Origin of the sequence: Streptomyces caatingaensis (genome assembly GCF_001187435.1) — a bacterium.
Lineage (GTDB): Bacteria > Actinomycetota > Actinomycetes > Streptomycetales > Streptomycetaceae > Streptomyces > Streptomyces caatingaensis.
Genome location: NZ_LFXA01000004.1, coordinates 211856 through 226282 on the forward strand (window position 1 = coordinate 211856; position 14427 = coordinate 226282).

General features: G+C 74.5%; 16 protein-coding genes and 1 pseudogene. 5 read left to right on the forward strand and 12 right to left on the reverse strand.

The genetic code is table 11. The features are described from left to right. Positions 1-26 precede the first annotated feature (26 nt). A complete protein-coding gene (locus tag AC230_RS08335; RefSeq protein ID WP_049715428.1) occupies positions 27-659 on the forward strand; it encodes a TIGR03085 family metal-binding protein in 633 nt (210 codons plus the stop codon). Between the two features lie 93 nt (positions 660-752). On the opposite strand, the gene hisF is transcribed toward AC230_RS08335, so the two are convergent. The 8 genes from hisF to hisD are packed head-to-tail and all read right to left on the reverse strand — an operon-like array spanning position 753 to position 6475. Continuing rightward, positions 753-1508, reverse strand: a complete 756-nt coding sequence (hisF, locus tag AC230_RS08340; protein ID WP_049715429.1) for an imidazole glycerol phosphate synthase subunit HisF — start codon at positions 1506-1508, stop codon at positions 753-755. Further along, entirely contained in the window at positions 1505-1930 is a 426-nt protein-coding gene (locus AC230_RS08345; protein ID WP_049715430.1) for a RidA family protein, read from the reverse strand. Before AC230_RS08345 ends, hisF begins: the two co-directional genes overlap by 4 nt. Next, positions 1927-2652, reverse strand: a complete 726-nt coding sequence (gene priA, locus AC230_RS08350; protein ID WP_049715431.1) for a bifunctional 1-(5-phosphoribosyl)-5-((5-phosphoribosylamino)methylideneamino)imidazole-4-carboxamide isomerase/phosphoribosylanthranilate isomerase PriA — start codon at positions 2650-2652, stop codon at positions 1927-1929. Before priA ends, AC230_RS08345 begins: the two co-directional genes overlap by 4 nt. Continuing rightward, positions 2649-3296, reverse strand: coding sequence for an imidazole glycerol phosphate synthase subunit HisH (gene hisH, locus AC230_RS08355; RefSeq protein ID WP_049715840.1), 648 nt, complete (start codon positions 3294-3296; stop codon positions 2649-2651). The genes priA and hisH overlap by 4 nt, the downstream gene beginning before the upstream one ends. Continuing rightward, positions 3293-3460: a hypothetical protein gene (locus tag AC230_RS32940; protein ID WP_049715432.1), complete on the reverse strand. Its 168-nt coding sequence runs from the start codon at positions 3458-3460 to the stop codon at positions 3293-3295. Before AC230_RS32940 ends, hisH begins: the two co-directional genes overlap by 4 nt. Further along, on the reverse strand, positions 3457-4053 hold the full coding sequence (hisB, locus tag AC230_RS08365; protein WP_049715433.1) for an imidazoleglycerol-phosphate dehydratase HisB: 597 nt from the start codon (positions 4051-4053) through the stop codon (positions 3457-3459). Before hisB ends, AC230_RS32940 begins: the two co-directional genes overlap by 4 nt. Further along, a complete protein-coding gene (locus tag AC230_RS08370) occupies positions 4050-5153 on the reverse strand; it encodes a histidinol-phosphate transaminase (RefSeq protein ID WP_049715434.1) in 1104 nt (367 codons plus the stop codon). Before AC230_RS08370 ends, hisB begins: the two co-directional genes overlap by 4 nt. After that, complete coding sequence (gene hisD, locus AC230_RS08375; protein WP_049715435.1) at positions 5150-6475, reverse strand: histidinol dehydrogenase; 1326 nt, start codon at positions 6473-6475, stop codon at positions 5150-5152. Before hisD ends, AC230_RS08370 begins: the two co-directional genes overlap by 4 nt. A 245-nt stretch (positions 6476-6720) precedes the next feature. Between hisD and AC230_RS08380 the strand changes: the two are divergent. From AC230_RS08380 to AC230_RS34795, 4 genes and pseudogenes are all read left to right on the forward strand, one after another. Next, positions 6721-8336 (forward strand): annotated as a pseudogene (locus AC230_RS08380) (oxidoreductase). A gap of 34 nt (positions 8337-8370) precedes the next feature. Next, the gene (locus AC230_RS08385; protein ID WP_049715436.1) at positions 8371-9108 is read left to right on the forward strand and encodes an LON peptidase substrate-binding domain-containing protein; all 738 of its coding nucleotides are present in this window, start codon (positions 8371-8373) and stop codon (positions 9106-9108) included. A 15-nt stretch (positions 9109-9123) separates the two neighbouring features. Further along, entirely contained in the window at positions 9124-9636 is a 513-nt protein-coding gene (gene ybaK / locus AC230_RS08390) for a Cys-tRNA(Pro) deacylase (protein ID WP_049715437.1), read from the forward strand. 470 nt (positions 9637-10106) lie between these two features. Beyond that, positions 10107-10181, forward strand: a complete 75-nt coding sequence (locus AC230_RS34795; protein WP_479683264.1) for a 50S ribosomal protein bL37 — start codon at positions 10107-10109, stop codon at positions 10179-10181. Here the strand turns inward: AC230_RS34795 and AC230_RS08395 are convergent. The 4 genes from AC230_RS08395 to AC230_RS08410 form a co-directional block, all read right to left on the reverse strand. Beyond that, positions 10178-10807 (reverse strand): hypothetical protein, encoded by a 630-nt coding sequence (locus AC230_RS08395; protein WP_049715438.1) that lies wholly within the window; start codon positions 10805-10807, stop codon positions 10178-10180. The two genes, AC230_RS34795 and AC230_RS08395, sit on opposite strands and share 4 nt — an antisense overlap. A gap of 56 nt (positions 10808-10863) precedes the next feature. Then, on the reverse strand, positions 10864-11592 hold the full coding sequence (locus AC230_RS08400; RefSeq protein ID WP_049715841.1) for an ABC transporter permease: 729 nt from the start codon (positions 11590-11592) through the stop codon (positions 10864-10866). A gap of 142 nt (positions 11593-11734) precedes the next feature. After that, on the reverse strand, positions 11735-12751 hold the full coding sequence (locus AC230_RS08405; RefSeq protein ID WP_049715439.1) for an ABC transporter ATP-binding protein: 1017 nt from the start codon (positions 12749-12751) through the stop codon (positions 11735-11737). 155 nt (positions 12752-12906) lie between these two features. Further along, a complete protein-coding gene (locus AC230_RS08410; RefSeq protein WP_049715440.1) occupies positions 12907-14175 on the reverse strand; it encodes an NYN domain-containing protein in 1269 nt (422 codons plus the stop codon). Positions 14176-14427 lie beyond the last annotated feature (252 nt).

The following is a 14427-nucleotide window of genomic DNA, read 5'->3' on the forward strand; positions in this document are numbered from 1 at the left end:
GGTGCGGGCGACCGTAGGCTGACGCCATGTCGACCCACGCACAGCGCGAACGCCTGCTCCTCGCCGACCTGTTGGAGACCTCGGGCCCCGACGCGCCCACGCTCTGCCAGGGGTGGACCGCCCGCGACCTCGCGGCCCATGTCGTGGTGCGCGAGCGCCGCTCGGACGCGGCCGCGGGCGCCCTGTTCAAGCCGCTGGCCGCCCGTCTGGAGCGGGTGCAGGCCGAGTTCGCCGCCAAGCCGTACGAGGAACTGATCCAGCTCATCCGCACCGGGCCGCCGCGGACGTCGCCGTTCGCCCTCAAGCCGATCGACGAGGCGGCGAACACGGTGGAGTTCTTCGTCCACACCGAGGACGTGCGCCGGGCCCAGCCCGACTGGACGCCGCGCGAGATCGATCCCGTCTTCGCGGACGCGCTCTGGTCCCGCCTGGAGAAGATCGCCCGGATGCTGGGGCGGAAGGCGCCGGTGGGGATGGTGTTGCGGCGGCCGGACGGGCGGACGGTGGTGGGGAACCGGGGGGTTCCCGTCGTCACCGTCACCGGTGACCCGGCCGAGCTGCTGCTCTTCGCGTCCGGGCGGCAGGGGGCGGCGAAGGTCCGCCTGGAGGGCGAGGAGGCGGCGCAGACGAAGCTGCGGGGTGCGCGGCTGGGGCTTTGAGCAGCCCCGGCCCCTCCCTCAGAGGGCCCCCCTTTCACCGTTTCCTGCGCGGCAGCGCGCAGAAACGGTGAAAGGGGGGGGCCGGGGCAATCCCTACCGCACCGGGTGCCCCGCCCCCCGCAACGCCGCCTTCACCTCACCGATCCGCAAATCCCCGAAGTGGAACACCGACGCCGCCAGCACGGCATCCGCCCCCGCCGCGACGGCCGGCGCGAAGTCGGCGAGCTTCCCGGCCCCGCCGGAAGCAATCACCGGCACGGTGACATGCCTCCGCACCGCCGCGATCATCTCGGTGTCGTAGCCGTCCTTCGTCCCGTCCGCGTCCATCGAGTTGAGCAGGATCTCCCCCGCCCCCAACTCCGCCGCGCGGTGCGCCCATTCGACGGCGTCGAGCCCCGTCCCGCGGCGGCCGCCGTGCGTCGTCACCTCGAACGACCCCGACACCGTACGCCGCGCGTCCACGGAGAGGACGAGCACCTGCCGCCCGAAGCGCTCCGCGATCTCCCGCACCAGGTCGGGGCGTTCGATCGCGGCCGTGTTGACGCCGACCTTGTCCGCGCCGGCGCGCAGCAGCCTGTCGACGTCGTCGGCGGTGCGGACGCCGCCGCCGACCGTCAGCGGGATGAAGACCTGCTCGGCCGTGCGCCGGACCACGTCGTAGGTGGTCTCGCGGTTGCCGGAGGAGGCGGTGATGTCGAGGAAGGTGAGCTCGTCGGCGCCCTCCTGCCCGTAGACGCGGGCCATCTCGACGGGATCGCCCGCGTCGCGCAGGTTCTGGAAGTTGACGCCCTTGACGACCCGGCCGTTGTCGACGTCCAGGCAGGGGATGACTCTGACCGCGAGGGTCACGCGGATTCTCCTCGGAAATCTCCGGAAGCCCTGAATGCTTCCACTTCTACTTCGACCAGCCAGCGCGAGTCCGCGAACCCCGAGACGACGACGAGCGTGGCCACGGGCCGGACGGTGTCGAAGAGTTCCTTGTGGGCCCGGCCGACCGCGTCCACGTCACGGGCGTGCGTGATGTACATCCGGGTGCGGACGACGGCCTCCGGCCCGAGCCCGAAGCGCCTCAGCGCGTCCAGCGCGTTGCCGAAGGCGGCCTTCGTCTGCTCGTACGGGTCCCCCTCGCCCTGGAGGACGCCGTGCACGACGGGGGTCGTGCCGGCGACGAGGACCCGGTCCCCCGCCGCGACGGCCCGTGCGAAGCCGATCGTCTCCTCCCAGGAGCTGTCGCTCTGCACGCGGCGCGGGGCGGCGGGGTTCGTGGTCATCGGGACACAGCCTCCAGGGCCTCTTCCAAGGTGAACGCCTTGGCGTAGAGGGCCTTTCCGACGATGGCGCCCTCGACGCCCTCCGGTACCAGAGTGGCGATCGCCCGCAGATCGTCAAGGGAGGAGACGCCGCCGGAGGCGACGACCGGCCGGTCGGTGACGGCGCAGACGTTCTTGAGCAGCTCCAGGTTGGGGCCCTGGAGGGTGCCGTCCTTGGCGATGTCGGTGACGACGTAGCGGGCGCAGCCCTCGGCGTCGAGGCGGGCGAGCGTCTCGTAGAGGTCGCCGCCGTCGCGGGTCCAGCCGCGGCCGCGGAGGGTGGTGCCGCGGACGTCGAGGCCGACGGCGATCCGGTCGCCGTGCTCGGCGATGACGCGGGCGACCCACTCGGGGGTCTCCAGGGCGGCGGTGCCGAGGTTGACGCGGGTGCAGCCGGTGGCGAGGGCGGCGGCCAGGGAGGCGTCGTCGCGGATGCCGCCGGAGAGTTCGACCTTGATGTCCATGGCGCGGACGACCTCGGCGATCCGCTCCCGGTTGTCGCCGGTGCCGAAGGCGGCGTCCAGGTCGACCAGGTGCAGCCACTCGGCGCCGGCGCTCTGCCACGCCCGGGCGGCGGCGAGCGGGTCGCCGTAGGAGGTCTCGGAGCCGGACTCGCCGTGGACGAGGCGTACGGCCTGCCCGTCGCGCACGTCGACGGCGGGGAGAAGTTCTAGCTTGCTCACAGGGTTCCGATCCAGTTGGTGAGGAGCTGGGATCCGGCGTCGCCGGACTTCTCGGGGTGGAACTGGGTGGCCCACAGCGGCCCGTTCTCGACGGCCGCCACGAACGGCTCGCCGTGCTCGGCCCAGGTGACCTTGGGGGCGCGGATGGCCGCGTTGGTGACCTCGAGGCTCCACGCGCGGACAGCGTAGGAGTGCACGAAGTAGTAGCGGGTGTCCGCGTCGAGGCCGGCGAAGAGCTCCGAGCCCTCGGCGGGCGTGACGGTGTTCCAGCCCATGTGCGGGACGACGGGGGCCTTGAGCGGCTCGACCGTGCCGGGCCACTCGTCGAGGCCCTCGGTCTCGACGCCGTGCTCGATGCCGCGCTCGAAGAGGATCTGCATGCCGACGCAGATGCCCATCACGGGCCGCCCGCCGGACAGCCGCCGGCCGACGACCCAGTCGCCGCGGGCCGCGCGCAGCCCCTCCATGCAGGCGGCGAAGGCGCCGACGCCGGGGACGAGGAGCCCGTCGGCGTTCATGGCCCTGTCGTAGTCGCCGGTGATCTCGACGTCCGCGCCGACGTGGGCGAGGGCCCGCTCGGCGGACCGGACGTTGCCGAAGCCGTAGTCGAAGACGACGACCTTCTTGCGCTGCGTACCGCTCATGACCACAGGCTTTCGATCCGGAGGACACCGGCGGCCAGACACATCGTGGCACCGATGCCCAGCAGGACGATCACGCTCTTGGGCATGCCCTGCTTGACGAAGGAGATGATCCCGCCGACGAGGAAGAGCCCGACGACGATCAGCGTCGTGGAGAGGCCGTTCACAGCGCGCCCTTCGTGGACGGGATGATCCCCGCCGCGCGCGGGTCGCGCTCGCACGCGTACCGCAGCGCCCGGGCCAGGGCCTTGAACTGGCACTCCACGATGTGGTGCGCGTTGCGCCCGTACGGCACGTGGACGTGCAGCGCGATCTGCGCCTGCGCGACGAAGGACTCCAGGATGTGCCGGGTCATCGTCGTGTCGTAGGTGCCGATCATCGGCGCGATGTTCTCGGGCTCGGTGTGCACCAGGTAGGGGCGACCGGAGAGGTCCACGGTCACCTGGGCCAGCGACTCGTCCAGCGGGACCGTGCAGTTGCCGAAGCGGTGGATGCCCACCTTGTCGCCGAGCGCCTGCCTGAAGGCGGCGCCCAGCGCGAGGGCGGTGTCCTCGATGGTGTGGTGGGTGTCGATGTGCAGGTCGCCGTCGGTCTTGACCGTCAGGTCGAAGAGGCCGTGCCGGCCGAGCTGGTCGAGCATGTGGTCGTAGAAGCCGACGCCCGTCGACACATCGACCTGCCCGGTCCCGTCGAGGTCCATCTCGACGAGGACGGACGTCTCCTTGGTGGTCCGCTCGATGCGACCCACGCGGTGGTTCATCGGTTCTCCTTCATGACGGTGCGCACCGCGTCGAGGAACGCGTCGTTCTCCTCGCGGGTGCCGGCGGTGACCCGCAGCCGGCCCGGTACGCCGTTGTCGCGCACCAGGACGCCCCGGTCGAGGATCGCCCGCCAGGCGGCGTGGGCGTCCTCGAAGACCCCGAACTGCACGAAGTTCGCGTCGGACTCGGTCACGTCGCAGCCCATGGCGCGCAGTTCGGTGACGATGCGGTCGCGTTCGGCCTTGAGCCGCTCGACGTAGCCGAGCAGCGTGTCCGTGTGCTCCAGGGCCGCGAGGGCGGTGGCCTGGGTGACGGACGAGAGGTGGTAGGGCAGCCGGACGAGCTGGACGGCGTCCACCACCGCCGGGTCGGCGGCGAGGTAGCCCAGGCGCAGCCCGGCCGCGCCGAACGCCTTGGACATGGTGCGGGAGACGACCAGGTGCGGCCGGCCCGCCAGCAGGGGCAGCAGGGACGGGTGGTGGCTGAACTCGCCGTACGCCTCGTCCACGATCACCATGGACGGGCCCGCCGCCTGCGCCGCGTCGTAGAGCCGCAGCACGGTCTCCGCGTCGACGGCGGTGCCGGTGGGGTTGTTGGGCGAGCAGACGAAGACGACGTCCGGCCGGTGCTCGGCGATGGCGGCGACGGCCGCGTCCACGTCGATGGTGAAGTCGTCGCGGCGCGGGCCGGGGATCCAGCCGGTGCCGGTGCCGCGCGAGATCAGGGCGTGCATCGAGTACGAGGGCTCGAAGCCGAGGGCGGTGCGGCCGGGGCCGCCGAAGGTCTGCAGCAGCTGCTGGAGGACCTCGTTGGAGCCGTTGGCGGCCCAGACGTTGGCGCGGGTGACCTCGTGACCGCCGGTGCGGGTGAGGTACGCGGCCAGCTCGGTGCGCAGCTCGGTCGCGTCCCGGTCGGGGTAGCGGTTGAGGTGGCGGGCGACCTCGGCGACGCGCTCGGCGATGCGGGCGACGAGCGCCTCGGGCAGCGGGTACGGGTTCTCGTTGGTGTTCAGGCGGACGGGGACGTCCAACTGGGGCGCGCCGTAAGGGGACTTGCCGCGCAGTTCGTCCCGGATGGGAAGGTCGTCGATCCTCGTCACTTGCTCTGCGGCACCTTCCAGTCGAACCTCGCCTTGAGGGCCGCTCCGTGCGCCGGCAGGTCCTCGGCCTCGGCCAGCGTCACGACGTGGCGGGTGACCTCGGCGAGGGCGTCGCGGCTGTAGTCCACGACGTGGATGCCGCGCAGGAAGGACTGCACGGACAGGCCCGAGGAGTGGCAGGCGCAGCCGCCGGTGGGCAGGACGTGGTTGGAGCCGGCGCAGTAGTCGCCGAGGGAGACCGGGGCGTAGGGGCCGACGAAGACCGCGCCCGCGTTGCGGACCCGGGCGGCGACGGCGGAGGCGTCGGCGGTCTGGATCTCCAGGTGCTCGGCGGCGTAGGCGTCGACGACGGCCAGGCCGGCGTCGAGGTCGTCGACGAGGACGATCGCGGACTGCCGGCCGGCGAGCGCCGGGAGGATCCGCTCCTCGGCGTGCCGGGCGGCCGGGGCCTGGACCTTCAGCTCGGCCTCGACGGCGGCGGCCAGGGCCTCCGACGGGGTGACGAGGACGGCGGCGGCCAGCGGGTCGTGCTCGGCCTGGCTGATCAGGTCGGCGGCGACGTGCGCGGGGTCGGCGGTGTCGTCGGCGAGGATCGCGATCTCGGTGGGGCCGGCCTCGGCGTCGATGCCGATGCGGCCCTTGAGCAGCCGCTTGGCGGCGGCGACCCAGATGTTGCCCGGGCCGGTGACGAGCTGGGCGGGGCGGCACTCGTCGGTGCCGTAGGCGAACATGGCGATCGCCTGGGCGCCGCCGGCCGCGTACACCTCGTCCACGCCGAGCAGGGCGCAGGCGGCGAGGATCGTGGGGTGCGGCAGGCCGTCGAAGGCGGCCTGCGGCGGGGAGGCGACGGCCAGCGAGGAGACGCCCGCCTCCTGCGCGGGCACCACGTTCATGACGACGGACGACGGGTAGACGGCGCGGCCGCCGGGGACGTAGAGGCCGACGCGCTCGACGGGCACCCAGCGCTCGGTGACGGTGCCGCCGGGGACGACGGTGACGGTCGTGTCGGTGCGGCGCTGCTCGCGGTGGACGAGGCGGGCGCGGCGGATGGACTCCTCCAGGGCGGCGCGGACCGCCGGGTCCAGCTCCGCCAGGGCGCGCTCGATCGCCTCGGGCGCGACGCGCACCCGCTCGATCGTGACGCCGTCGAACTTCTCCGCGTAGTCGATCAGTGCCGCGGTGCCACGATGATGCACGTCCTCGCAGATGGGCCGCACCTTCTCCAGGGCGGCCTCGACGTCGAGTTCGGCTCGGGGCAGCAGGTCGCGGTCGAAGACACCGTCGGTGACGGCGCCGCCGCGCAGATCGATTCGGGAGATCACGCGACCAATTGTCTCAGACCCGCCGCATCACACGGCTCTCCGTACCACCCAGTGATACGCCGCTCGGGCACCTTGACGGGAGCCCGTCAAAGTTGACCGCACGCTGGGTGTTCAAGCGGTGACCCACGGGGAATCGGGCCAGTACACACGTACCGCGTGACGCAAGCACGTACGGACACGCGGTTCCGGCCGGGGGCCCGGGGTCGCCCCCGGGGCAGACGCAGCACCCCGCCAGGGAGGGAACCGTGACCGAGACGGACACCGGCGGACCGCCCCCCGGGCTCGGCCTCACCGCCGCCGAGGAGGGCATGTGGCGGGCCTTCCGCACCGGCACCACCCACGACCTGCGCACCGACCGCCCCGAGCGGAACGACCCCGACGGCCCGCACACCTGGGGCCCGGAGCGCAGCGTCCGCGCCCTGGTCGTCGCCCTGCTGCTGCTCGACAGCCCGCCGCCGCTGCCCGGCCGGGTGGCCGCCCTCAAGCTCAACGGCGTGCAGATCACCGGGCTGCTGGACCTGTCCGGGGGCACCGTCCGCCCCTACGTCGAGATGCAGAACTGCCGTTTCGAGCAGCAGCTGCTGCTGCCCGAGAGCCACTTCACCACCCTGCGCCTGGTCGGCTGCGCCATTCCCCGGCTGGAGGCCGCCCGGCTGCACACCGAGGGCGACCTGCACCTGCCGCGCTGCGTGGTGCGGCGCGGCATCCGGCTGACCGACGCGCGGATCGGCACCGACCTGCTGCTCAACCAGGCCGTGGTGCGGCGCGACCGGCGCGGGGTGGCCATCGCCGCCGACGGGCTCTCGGTCGGCCAGGACCTCCAGGCCGAACTCACCCGCAGCTACGGCGAGTTGAGCATGCGCGGCGCGACCATAGGGGTCTCGCTGAGCCTGCGCGGCTCCACCCTGAGCAACCCCTTCGGCCGGCGCGCGCTCAACGCCCCGCAGCTCACCGTGGAGCGCACCGTCTACCTGACGCCCGCCGCCGACGCCGGCCCCGTCCCGGCCGGCACCACACCCCCGTACGGCATCTCGCTCTCCGCCCCGGACCCCACCACCCCGGGCACGGCACCCGGATGCGGCGCTTCACCTGCGAGGGCGGGATGCGGCTGGACGACGGCCGGTTCGGCGACGCGGTCGACTTCAGCAGCGCCCGGCTGGTGATGACCGGCGACCAGGAGCTGTCGCTGCGCCGCGTCCAGACGCCCGAGCTGCGCTTCCTCGGGGAACGGCCGGAGAGCGGCCGGGTGGTCCTCTCCGGCGCCAAGGTGGTCAACCTGGTGGACCGGTGGGAGAGCTGGCCGGGGCCCGGCGGGCTGGTGATGGCGGGGTTCTCGTACGAGACGCTGATACCGCTCGGCGGCTTCCCGCTCGCCAGACGCCTGGAGTGGGTGGCCGCGGCCACCCCCGAGTACGCCCCCGAGCCCTACGAGTGCCTGGCCGCGTCCCTGCGCGCCGGCGGCGAGGACACCGACGCCCGCGCGGTGCTGCTGGCCAAGCAGCGCCGGCGCCGCGAGACGCTGCCGCTCGCCGGCAAGGCGTGGGGCTACCTCCAGGACTGGACCGTCGCCTACGGCTACCGCCCCGGGCGGGCCGCGCTGTGGATGGCCGTGCTGTGGGCGCTGGGCACGGCGTACTTCTCCCAGCACCCGATGCCCCGGGTGAAGCCGGACGAGGGGCCCAGCTGGAACCCCGCCCTCTACACCCTCGACCTGCTGCTGCCGGTGATCGACCTCGGCCAGGGTCCGGCCTGGCGGACCAGCGGGACGGGGCAGTGGCTGGCCAGTGCGCTCATCCTGGTCGGCTGGGTGCTGGCCACGACGGTGGCGGCGGGGGCGTCGCGGCTGCTGCGACGGCAGTGAGGGCGGGGAGCGCGCGCGGTTAGGCTTGACCGCTGTGACCTCCGCGCGCCTTCCGATCTTCCCGCTCAACTCGGTGCTGTTCCCCGGCCTCGTCCTGCCCCTGAACGTCTTCGAGCAGCGGTACCGCGCGATGATGCGCCACCTCGACGGACTGCCGGAGGACGAACCGCGCCGCTTCGGCGTCGTGGCCATCCGCGACGGGCTGGAGGTGGCCCCCAGCGCCCCGGGGCTGCCCACCGGGACGCCGCCCGAGCCCGGCCCCGCGACCGGCTTCGGGCCCGACCCGATCGCGGCGTTCCACACGGTGGGCTGCGTGGCGGAGGCCGCGACCATCCGGGAGCGGGACGACGGCACCTACGAGGTGCTGGCGACCGGCACCACCCGCTTCCGGCTGCTCTCCGTCGACGCCTCCGGTCCCTATCTGACCGGCGAGGTCGAGGACCTGCCGGAGCGGCCCGGCGAGGGCGCCGGGGCGCTCGCCTCCGGCGTGCTGCGGGCCTTCCGCGCGTACCAGAAGCGGCTGGCCGGGGCCAGCGAACGCTCCCTGACCGGGCGGACGGAGCTGCCCGACGAGCCGTCCGTCCTCTCCTACCTGGTCGCCGCCGCCACCATGCTCGACGTCCCGGCCCGGCAGCGGCTGCTGGAGGCGCCGGACACGGCCTCCCGGCTCGCCGCCGAGCTGGACGTGCTGCGCACCGAGTCGGCGTTGATCGCCAAGCTTCCGTCGGTGCCGGCGGGCGACCTGACGCGGCGCCCGACGAGCCCCAACTGACCGGAGGGGGAACCCTTGTCGAAGAAGTCCGGCAGGCCCGGCGCGTCCGGCGCGACGCCGGCCGTCAAGGCCCTGGAGAAGGCGGGCGTCGCCTTCTCCGTCCACGCCTACGCGCACGATCCCGCCTCCTCCTCGTACTCCTCGTACGGCGAGGAGGCCGCCGCGGCCCTCGGCGTCGACCCGTCGCGCGTCTTCAAGACCCTCGTCGCGGACGTGGACGGCGCCCTGACGGTGGCCGTCGTCCCCGTCGCCGGCTCGCTGGACCTCAAGGCGCTGGCGGCGGCGGTCGGGGGGAAGCGGGCGGCGATGGCGGACCCGGCGGCGGCGGAGCGTGCGACGGGCTACGTCCGTGGCGGCATCTCGCCGCTGGGGCAGCGGAGGCGCTTGCCGACGGCCCTGGACGCGTCGGCCCTCGCCCACGCCACGATCCACGTCTCGGCGGGCCGCCGGGGGCTGGAGCTGGAGCTGTCCCCCCGGGACCTGGCGGTGCTGACGGGAGCGGTGCTCGCCCCGATCGGCCGCGCCTAGCACATTTCCTCTCCCCGCCCCGCCCTTTCACCGTTTCCCAGGGGCTCCGCCCCTCGCCCCCGGAACCGCGCTCCGCGCGGTCGGAGCGGGGCTTCGCCCCCGCACCCCACCGGGGGCTCCGCCCCCTGGCCCCCGGAACCCGCTCCGCGCGGTTGGCGGCTGCGCCCCCTGCACCCCCGATCGCGGCTTCGCCGCTCGTCCTCAAGCCCAGGACGGGCTGATTTTCAGCCCGTCCTGGGGGCACCCCCTCTGGGGGAGTTCGAGGACGAATGCGGCGCAGCCGCACTGCCCCGCGCGGCAGCGCGCAGAAACGGTGAAAGGGCGGGACAGGGGCACCAGCCGTCCGCAGGACAACCGCGCGAAGCGCGGCTGCGGGCCCGCGGGGGCGCAGCCCAGGAGGCCCAGGAGGCGCACCCCCGGAGAGATGCCGCCCCCTCGACAACCACCCCCACCCGCGCTACGACACCCCCATGTCCAAACGCACCCGCAAGCGCAGATGGAGGCTCCGCAAGAACCGCGCCAACCACGGCCGCAGGCCGGCCTAGCCCTCGCGGGAGGACCCCGCCTCGGGCCCGGGCCCCGGGACCTCGTCCCGGGGCCCGAACAGCGCCGTCAGGAGCAGATGCACCGCCATCGCCGCCAGCGGGAACGCCAGCAGCATCCCCTTCGCCCCCAGCCGCAGGGGCGCGTCGAAGACGACGCCCTTGCCGACGGCCCGCGCGTGGGCGACGACGTCCGACGTCGGCCCCAGCCACATGCCGAGCCGCCAGGCGACCAGCGAGCCGAGGAGGGCGCCGACCGCGAGGCCGGTGACGGGACCGACGCCGCCCGCGCGCCGCAGCAGGAAGACGACGGTGGCGCTCACGGCGCCGAAGCCGAGGCCGAGCAGGGCGAACGTGCCGTCCGCGCCGATCGCCTGCTCCCCCTCCGAGCTCCGCAGGAAGACCGCCTTGCCGTCGGAGATCAACGGCACCCGGGGCGCCAGCCACAGCCACAGGAACCCCAGCAGCACCCCGGACACCGTCACCACCGCCGCGACGACCGCGGCCGACGGCAGCTCGGCCCGCAGGGCCCGGGAGAGCGTGGCCGGGCCGCCGGGCGGAACGTCCCCGGCGGATTCCGGGTGGTGCGGGGGCCGGTCGTGCGGGGAGGGCGTCAGTGGTGCGGTCACCCCGCCATCGTGCCAGGTCGCGCCCCCGGGGCGCCCACCGCGGCGCGTCCCGGGCCTCACCGCACCGCGGCCCGGCGGAAGGCCCAGGTCGCCACGGCCAGCGAGACCACGCCGACGGCGGCGCACACGCCCAGGTCGGCGGCGGTCAGCAGCCAGTCGGGCCGCGCGTCGAAGGACCGGGCGAGCGCCTCGACGCCGTACGTCGAGGGCAGCAGGTCCCGCGCCCAGACGACCGGCTCGGGCAGGTGCGCGGCGGGCAGCACGCCGAGCAGCAGCGCCGCCGACATGCCCAGCTGGCCGCAGAGCGTGGCCAGTTCGGGCCGCGGCGCGAGCAGCCCGAGCGCGGCGCCGAGCCCGGAGAGCGCGGCGCCCGACAGCGGGATCACCGCGGCCAGCACCCACAGGTGGGCGAGCGGCAGTTTGAACAGCAGGCTGCCGACGACGGCCGTGACGGCCGTCCCGGGCACGGTGAACGAGGCGTAGGCCGCCGCCGCGCCGAGCACGACGGCCGCGGGCGGCACGGGCAGCGTCGCGTAGTGGTCGAGGCCGCCGCTCGCGCGCAACTGGCCGAAGTACTGGGCGAGGAGGTTCAGCGCGACGAAGGCGACCACGAGCACGCTGGACCCGGCCACCACGGCCCGCGCCTCGTCGCCCCCGTCCACCACGCCCCGCATCAGGATCATGATCCCGACGGACTGGAAGGTCGCGACGAACAGCAGCGGGATCCGCGCCACCCGGGCGCGCGAGAGCTGCGCGCGGTAGACGGCCGAGAGCGCGGGCAGCAGCCGGGCGCGCGGCGCGAGCGGGGCCGCGGCCCCGTCGTGCGGGGGCCGGGCCCGGACCGCGCCCCGCGCCCGGACCTTCCCGGGCGCCGCCTCGGATACAGCACTCACGCGGCACACTCCTGTTCCGTTCGGGGCAGGTGCCTCACCCCTTCACCAGCCCTTCCGCGCGACCGCCCAGCGCGAGGTAGACGTCCTCCAGGCTGGGTGTGGCGAGGGTGAAGTCGTCGAGCGCGGCGAAGGCAGGCCCGCCGGTCACGGCCGCGACGGCGGCCCGCGCCCCGGCCGCGTCCAGCCGCAGCGACCAGCGGCGGCCGGTCTCGGTGGCCGCGCCGCGCAGGGCGGCGACCTCCGGGACGTCGAGCGGCGGCGCGTCGCGCCAGACGAGTTCGACGCGGACCTCGTCGGCGACGAGCTCCTTGAGCCCGGCGGGGGTGCCGCAGGCGATGATCCGGCCGCTCTCCAGCACGGCGACCCGGTCGAGGACCGTCTCGGCCTCGATGACGTTGTGCGTCACCAGCAGCACCGTCGTGCCGCGCTCGGCGCGGCGCCGGTCCACGGCGGCCCACACGGCGCGGCGGGCGACGGGGTCCATGCCGGTGGTCGGCTCGTCGAGGACGAGGACGGGGCGCTCGCCGACGAGGGCGGTGGCGAAGCAGGCGAGGCGGCGCTGGCCGCCGGAGAGCTTCTTCAGCGGCCGCCCGGCGATCGGGCCGAGCCCCAGCTCGTCGAGGACGGCGTCCCGTTCGGCGCGGGCGGCGCGCAGGGTCAGGCCGCGCAGCCGGCCGGTGGTCTCGGCGGCGAGGGCCACGGTGAGCTCGTCGAGCGCGGTGGACTCCTGGCCGAGGTAGCCGACGAGGCGGGCGGCCCGGTCGGGGTGGCGTACGAGGTCGTGGCCGAGCAGGTCGACGCTGCCGGCGTCGGGCCGCAGCAGTCCGGTCAGCTGCCGCACCAGCGTCGTCTTGCCGGCGCCGTTGGGGCCGAGCAGCCCGAAGACCTCGGCGCGGCGGACGTCGAGGTCGATGCCGTCGCTGGCGCGGACGGGGTCGCCGCCGCGGGCGGGGGCGTACGTCTTGACGAGGCCGCGCACGGTGCACACGGTGTCGCCCGCGTCGTCCGCCCGCCCCGGGGAGCCGCCCCGCTCCTCCTGTCCCGCGCCCATCTCCACGAGCTATGAGGGTACGCGCAGGGGGCGCACGCCCGTGCCGCGGGGTCGGCGCGTTTCCCGCCACGCGGGCGCGCGCCCGCGTCGACGCCCTGTCGTCGCGCCCGCGTTCTCCCACCGCCCCACTGGGAGGGGGCGGGAGAGGGAGGGGTTCAGTCGCCCGCCGGCGCGTGCTCCGCCGCCGTCCGCGCGTCGATCTCCCGCCAGAAGCCGGCCCGGATCGCATACCGGTCCCGCTCGTCGATCTGGTCGTCCTTGTGCGCGAGCAACCCGAACCGCGCCGCGTACCGCAGCAGTTCGCCGTCGATCCGGTGCGGGATCCGCGGATACTCCGTCGACAGGTGCTGGAGCTGCGCGGAGTCCGTGATCCGCTCCGTCCAGCGCCGGGCGAAGACCTGCCCGACCTCGAAGGGGTCGCCGCCCACGGTGGTGATGTCCTCCTCGCGGTCGGCCCACCGCTGCTCGGCGCTGGTGAGCTGGGCGAGCGTCGGCAGCGCCGCGGCCTCCGGCGTCTCGCCGAGGCCGTTGCCGGAGGCCCGGTCGACGAGCCCCTTGTCGGAGGACCAGCGCAGCGTCGCGTTGGGGTGCCCGACCGCCGGCGCGGGGACGGGGGCGGCGGGCCCGCCGGGCCCGGGCCCCTTGCCGAGGACCGCGAGGTCCTTGGGCGTGGGCACGTTCCGCGCCCCGGCGCCGTCGGAGCGCTCGCCGCCGGAGGACGGCCGCGTCCCGTTCCGCGCGGGCTCCCCCGCCTCCGGCGGGGCGGCGGAGGCCGCGGCGGACCGCTCCGACCCGGAGGTCTCCGGCAGCGGCGCGGACAGGATGGCCGCGATCTCCGGCTCGGGCGCCGGCGGCGGCGCGCAGGGCCCGGTGAGCTCGCGGGCCCGGACGGCCCGGGTGATCCAGGTGCGGTCGAGGACCCGCCGTTCGTCCGCCTCGGCGACCAGGTCCTCGGACTGGTTGTAGTCGCCGTCCGCGGCCTGGACGGCCCACAGGTGGACGGCGACGCCGTGCTCCTTGGCGGACATCAGCCCGGGCAGCAGGTCGCCGTCGCCGGTCACGAGCACGATGTCGGAGCAGGCCCGGTTGCGGGCGAGTTCGGTGAGTTCGGCGTGCATCGCCGCGTCCACGCCCTTCTGCGCCCAGCGGCCGTCGGCGCGGGTGAGGGCGCCGAGCCGGACGGTGACGCGGGGCATGACGCGGAGCCTGCGGTGCTCGGGCTGGGGCACCCGGTCGGGGGCGCCGTCGAACCAGTAGATGCGCAGCAGCGGCCGCTGGGTGTCGCCCTCGGCGCGCTCGCGCAGACCCTGGATGAGGGTCGTGTGGTCGACGGTGATGCGCGACCGGGCCGGTTCCCCGGCCAGCAGGCTCGCGGCGGCGCCCAGCAGATACCCGGCGTCCACCAGGACGACGCAGCGGTCCACGGTGCACCTTCTTCCGTATGTCCAGCTTGTCCAGATACGCGGTCGCCCCCGGCACGGCACCCGGCATGGCGGTGCTCCGGATGTCCCATGACTTTCCCAGGAGTCTGCCCGACCGCACGGGGGTTATCAGTCCGAACTGGATCATCGGCGTGGCGGATACGGGGTGAGACCGAGAAGCACCCCCATCACCCTTGGATTAGCACCGAAATGCACGTTTCTTCAGACCGTGCCAGGGTGTGGAACGGGGAACAC

What these genes read in the sequence shown, in the direction of transcription:
- AC230_RS08345 (WP_049715430.1), bottom strand. Translation starts at nt 1,930, where the DNA reads ATGACCACGAACCCCGCCGCCCCGCGCCGCGTGCAGAGCGACAGCTCC.
- AC230_RS08405 (WP_049715439.1), bottom strand. Translation starts at nt 12,751, where the DNA reads ATGGGCGCGGGACAGGAGGAGCGGGGCGGCTCCCCGGGGCGGGCGGAC.
- hisB (WP_049715433.1), bottom strand. Translation starts at nt 4,053, where the DNA reads ATGAACCACCGCGTGGGTCGCATCGAGCGGACCACCAAGGAGACGTCC.
- hisH (WP_049715840.1), bottom strand. Translation starts at nt 3,296, where the DNA reads ATGAGCGGTACGCAGCGCAAGAAGGTCGTCGTCTTCGACTACGGCTTC.
- AC230_RS08335 (WP_049715428.1), top strand. Translation starts at nt 27, where the DNA reads ATGTCGACCCACGCACAGCGCGAACGCCTGCTCCTCGCCGACCTGTTG.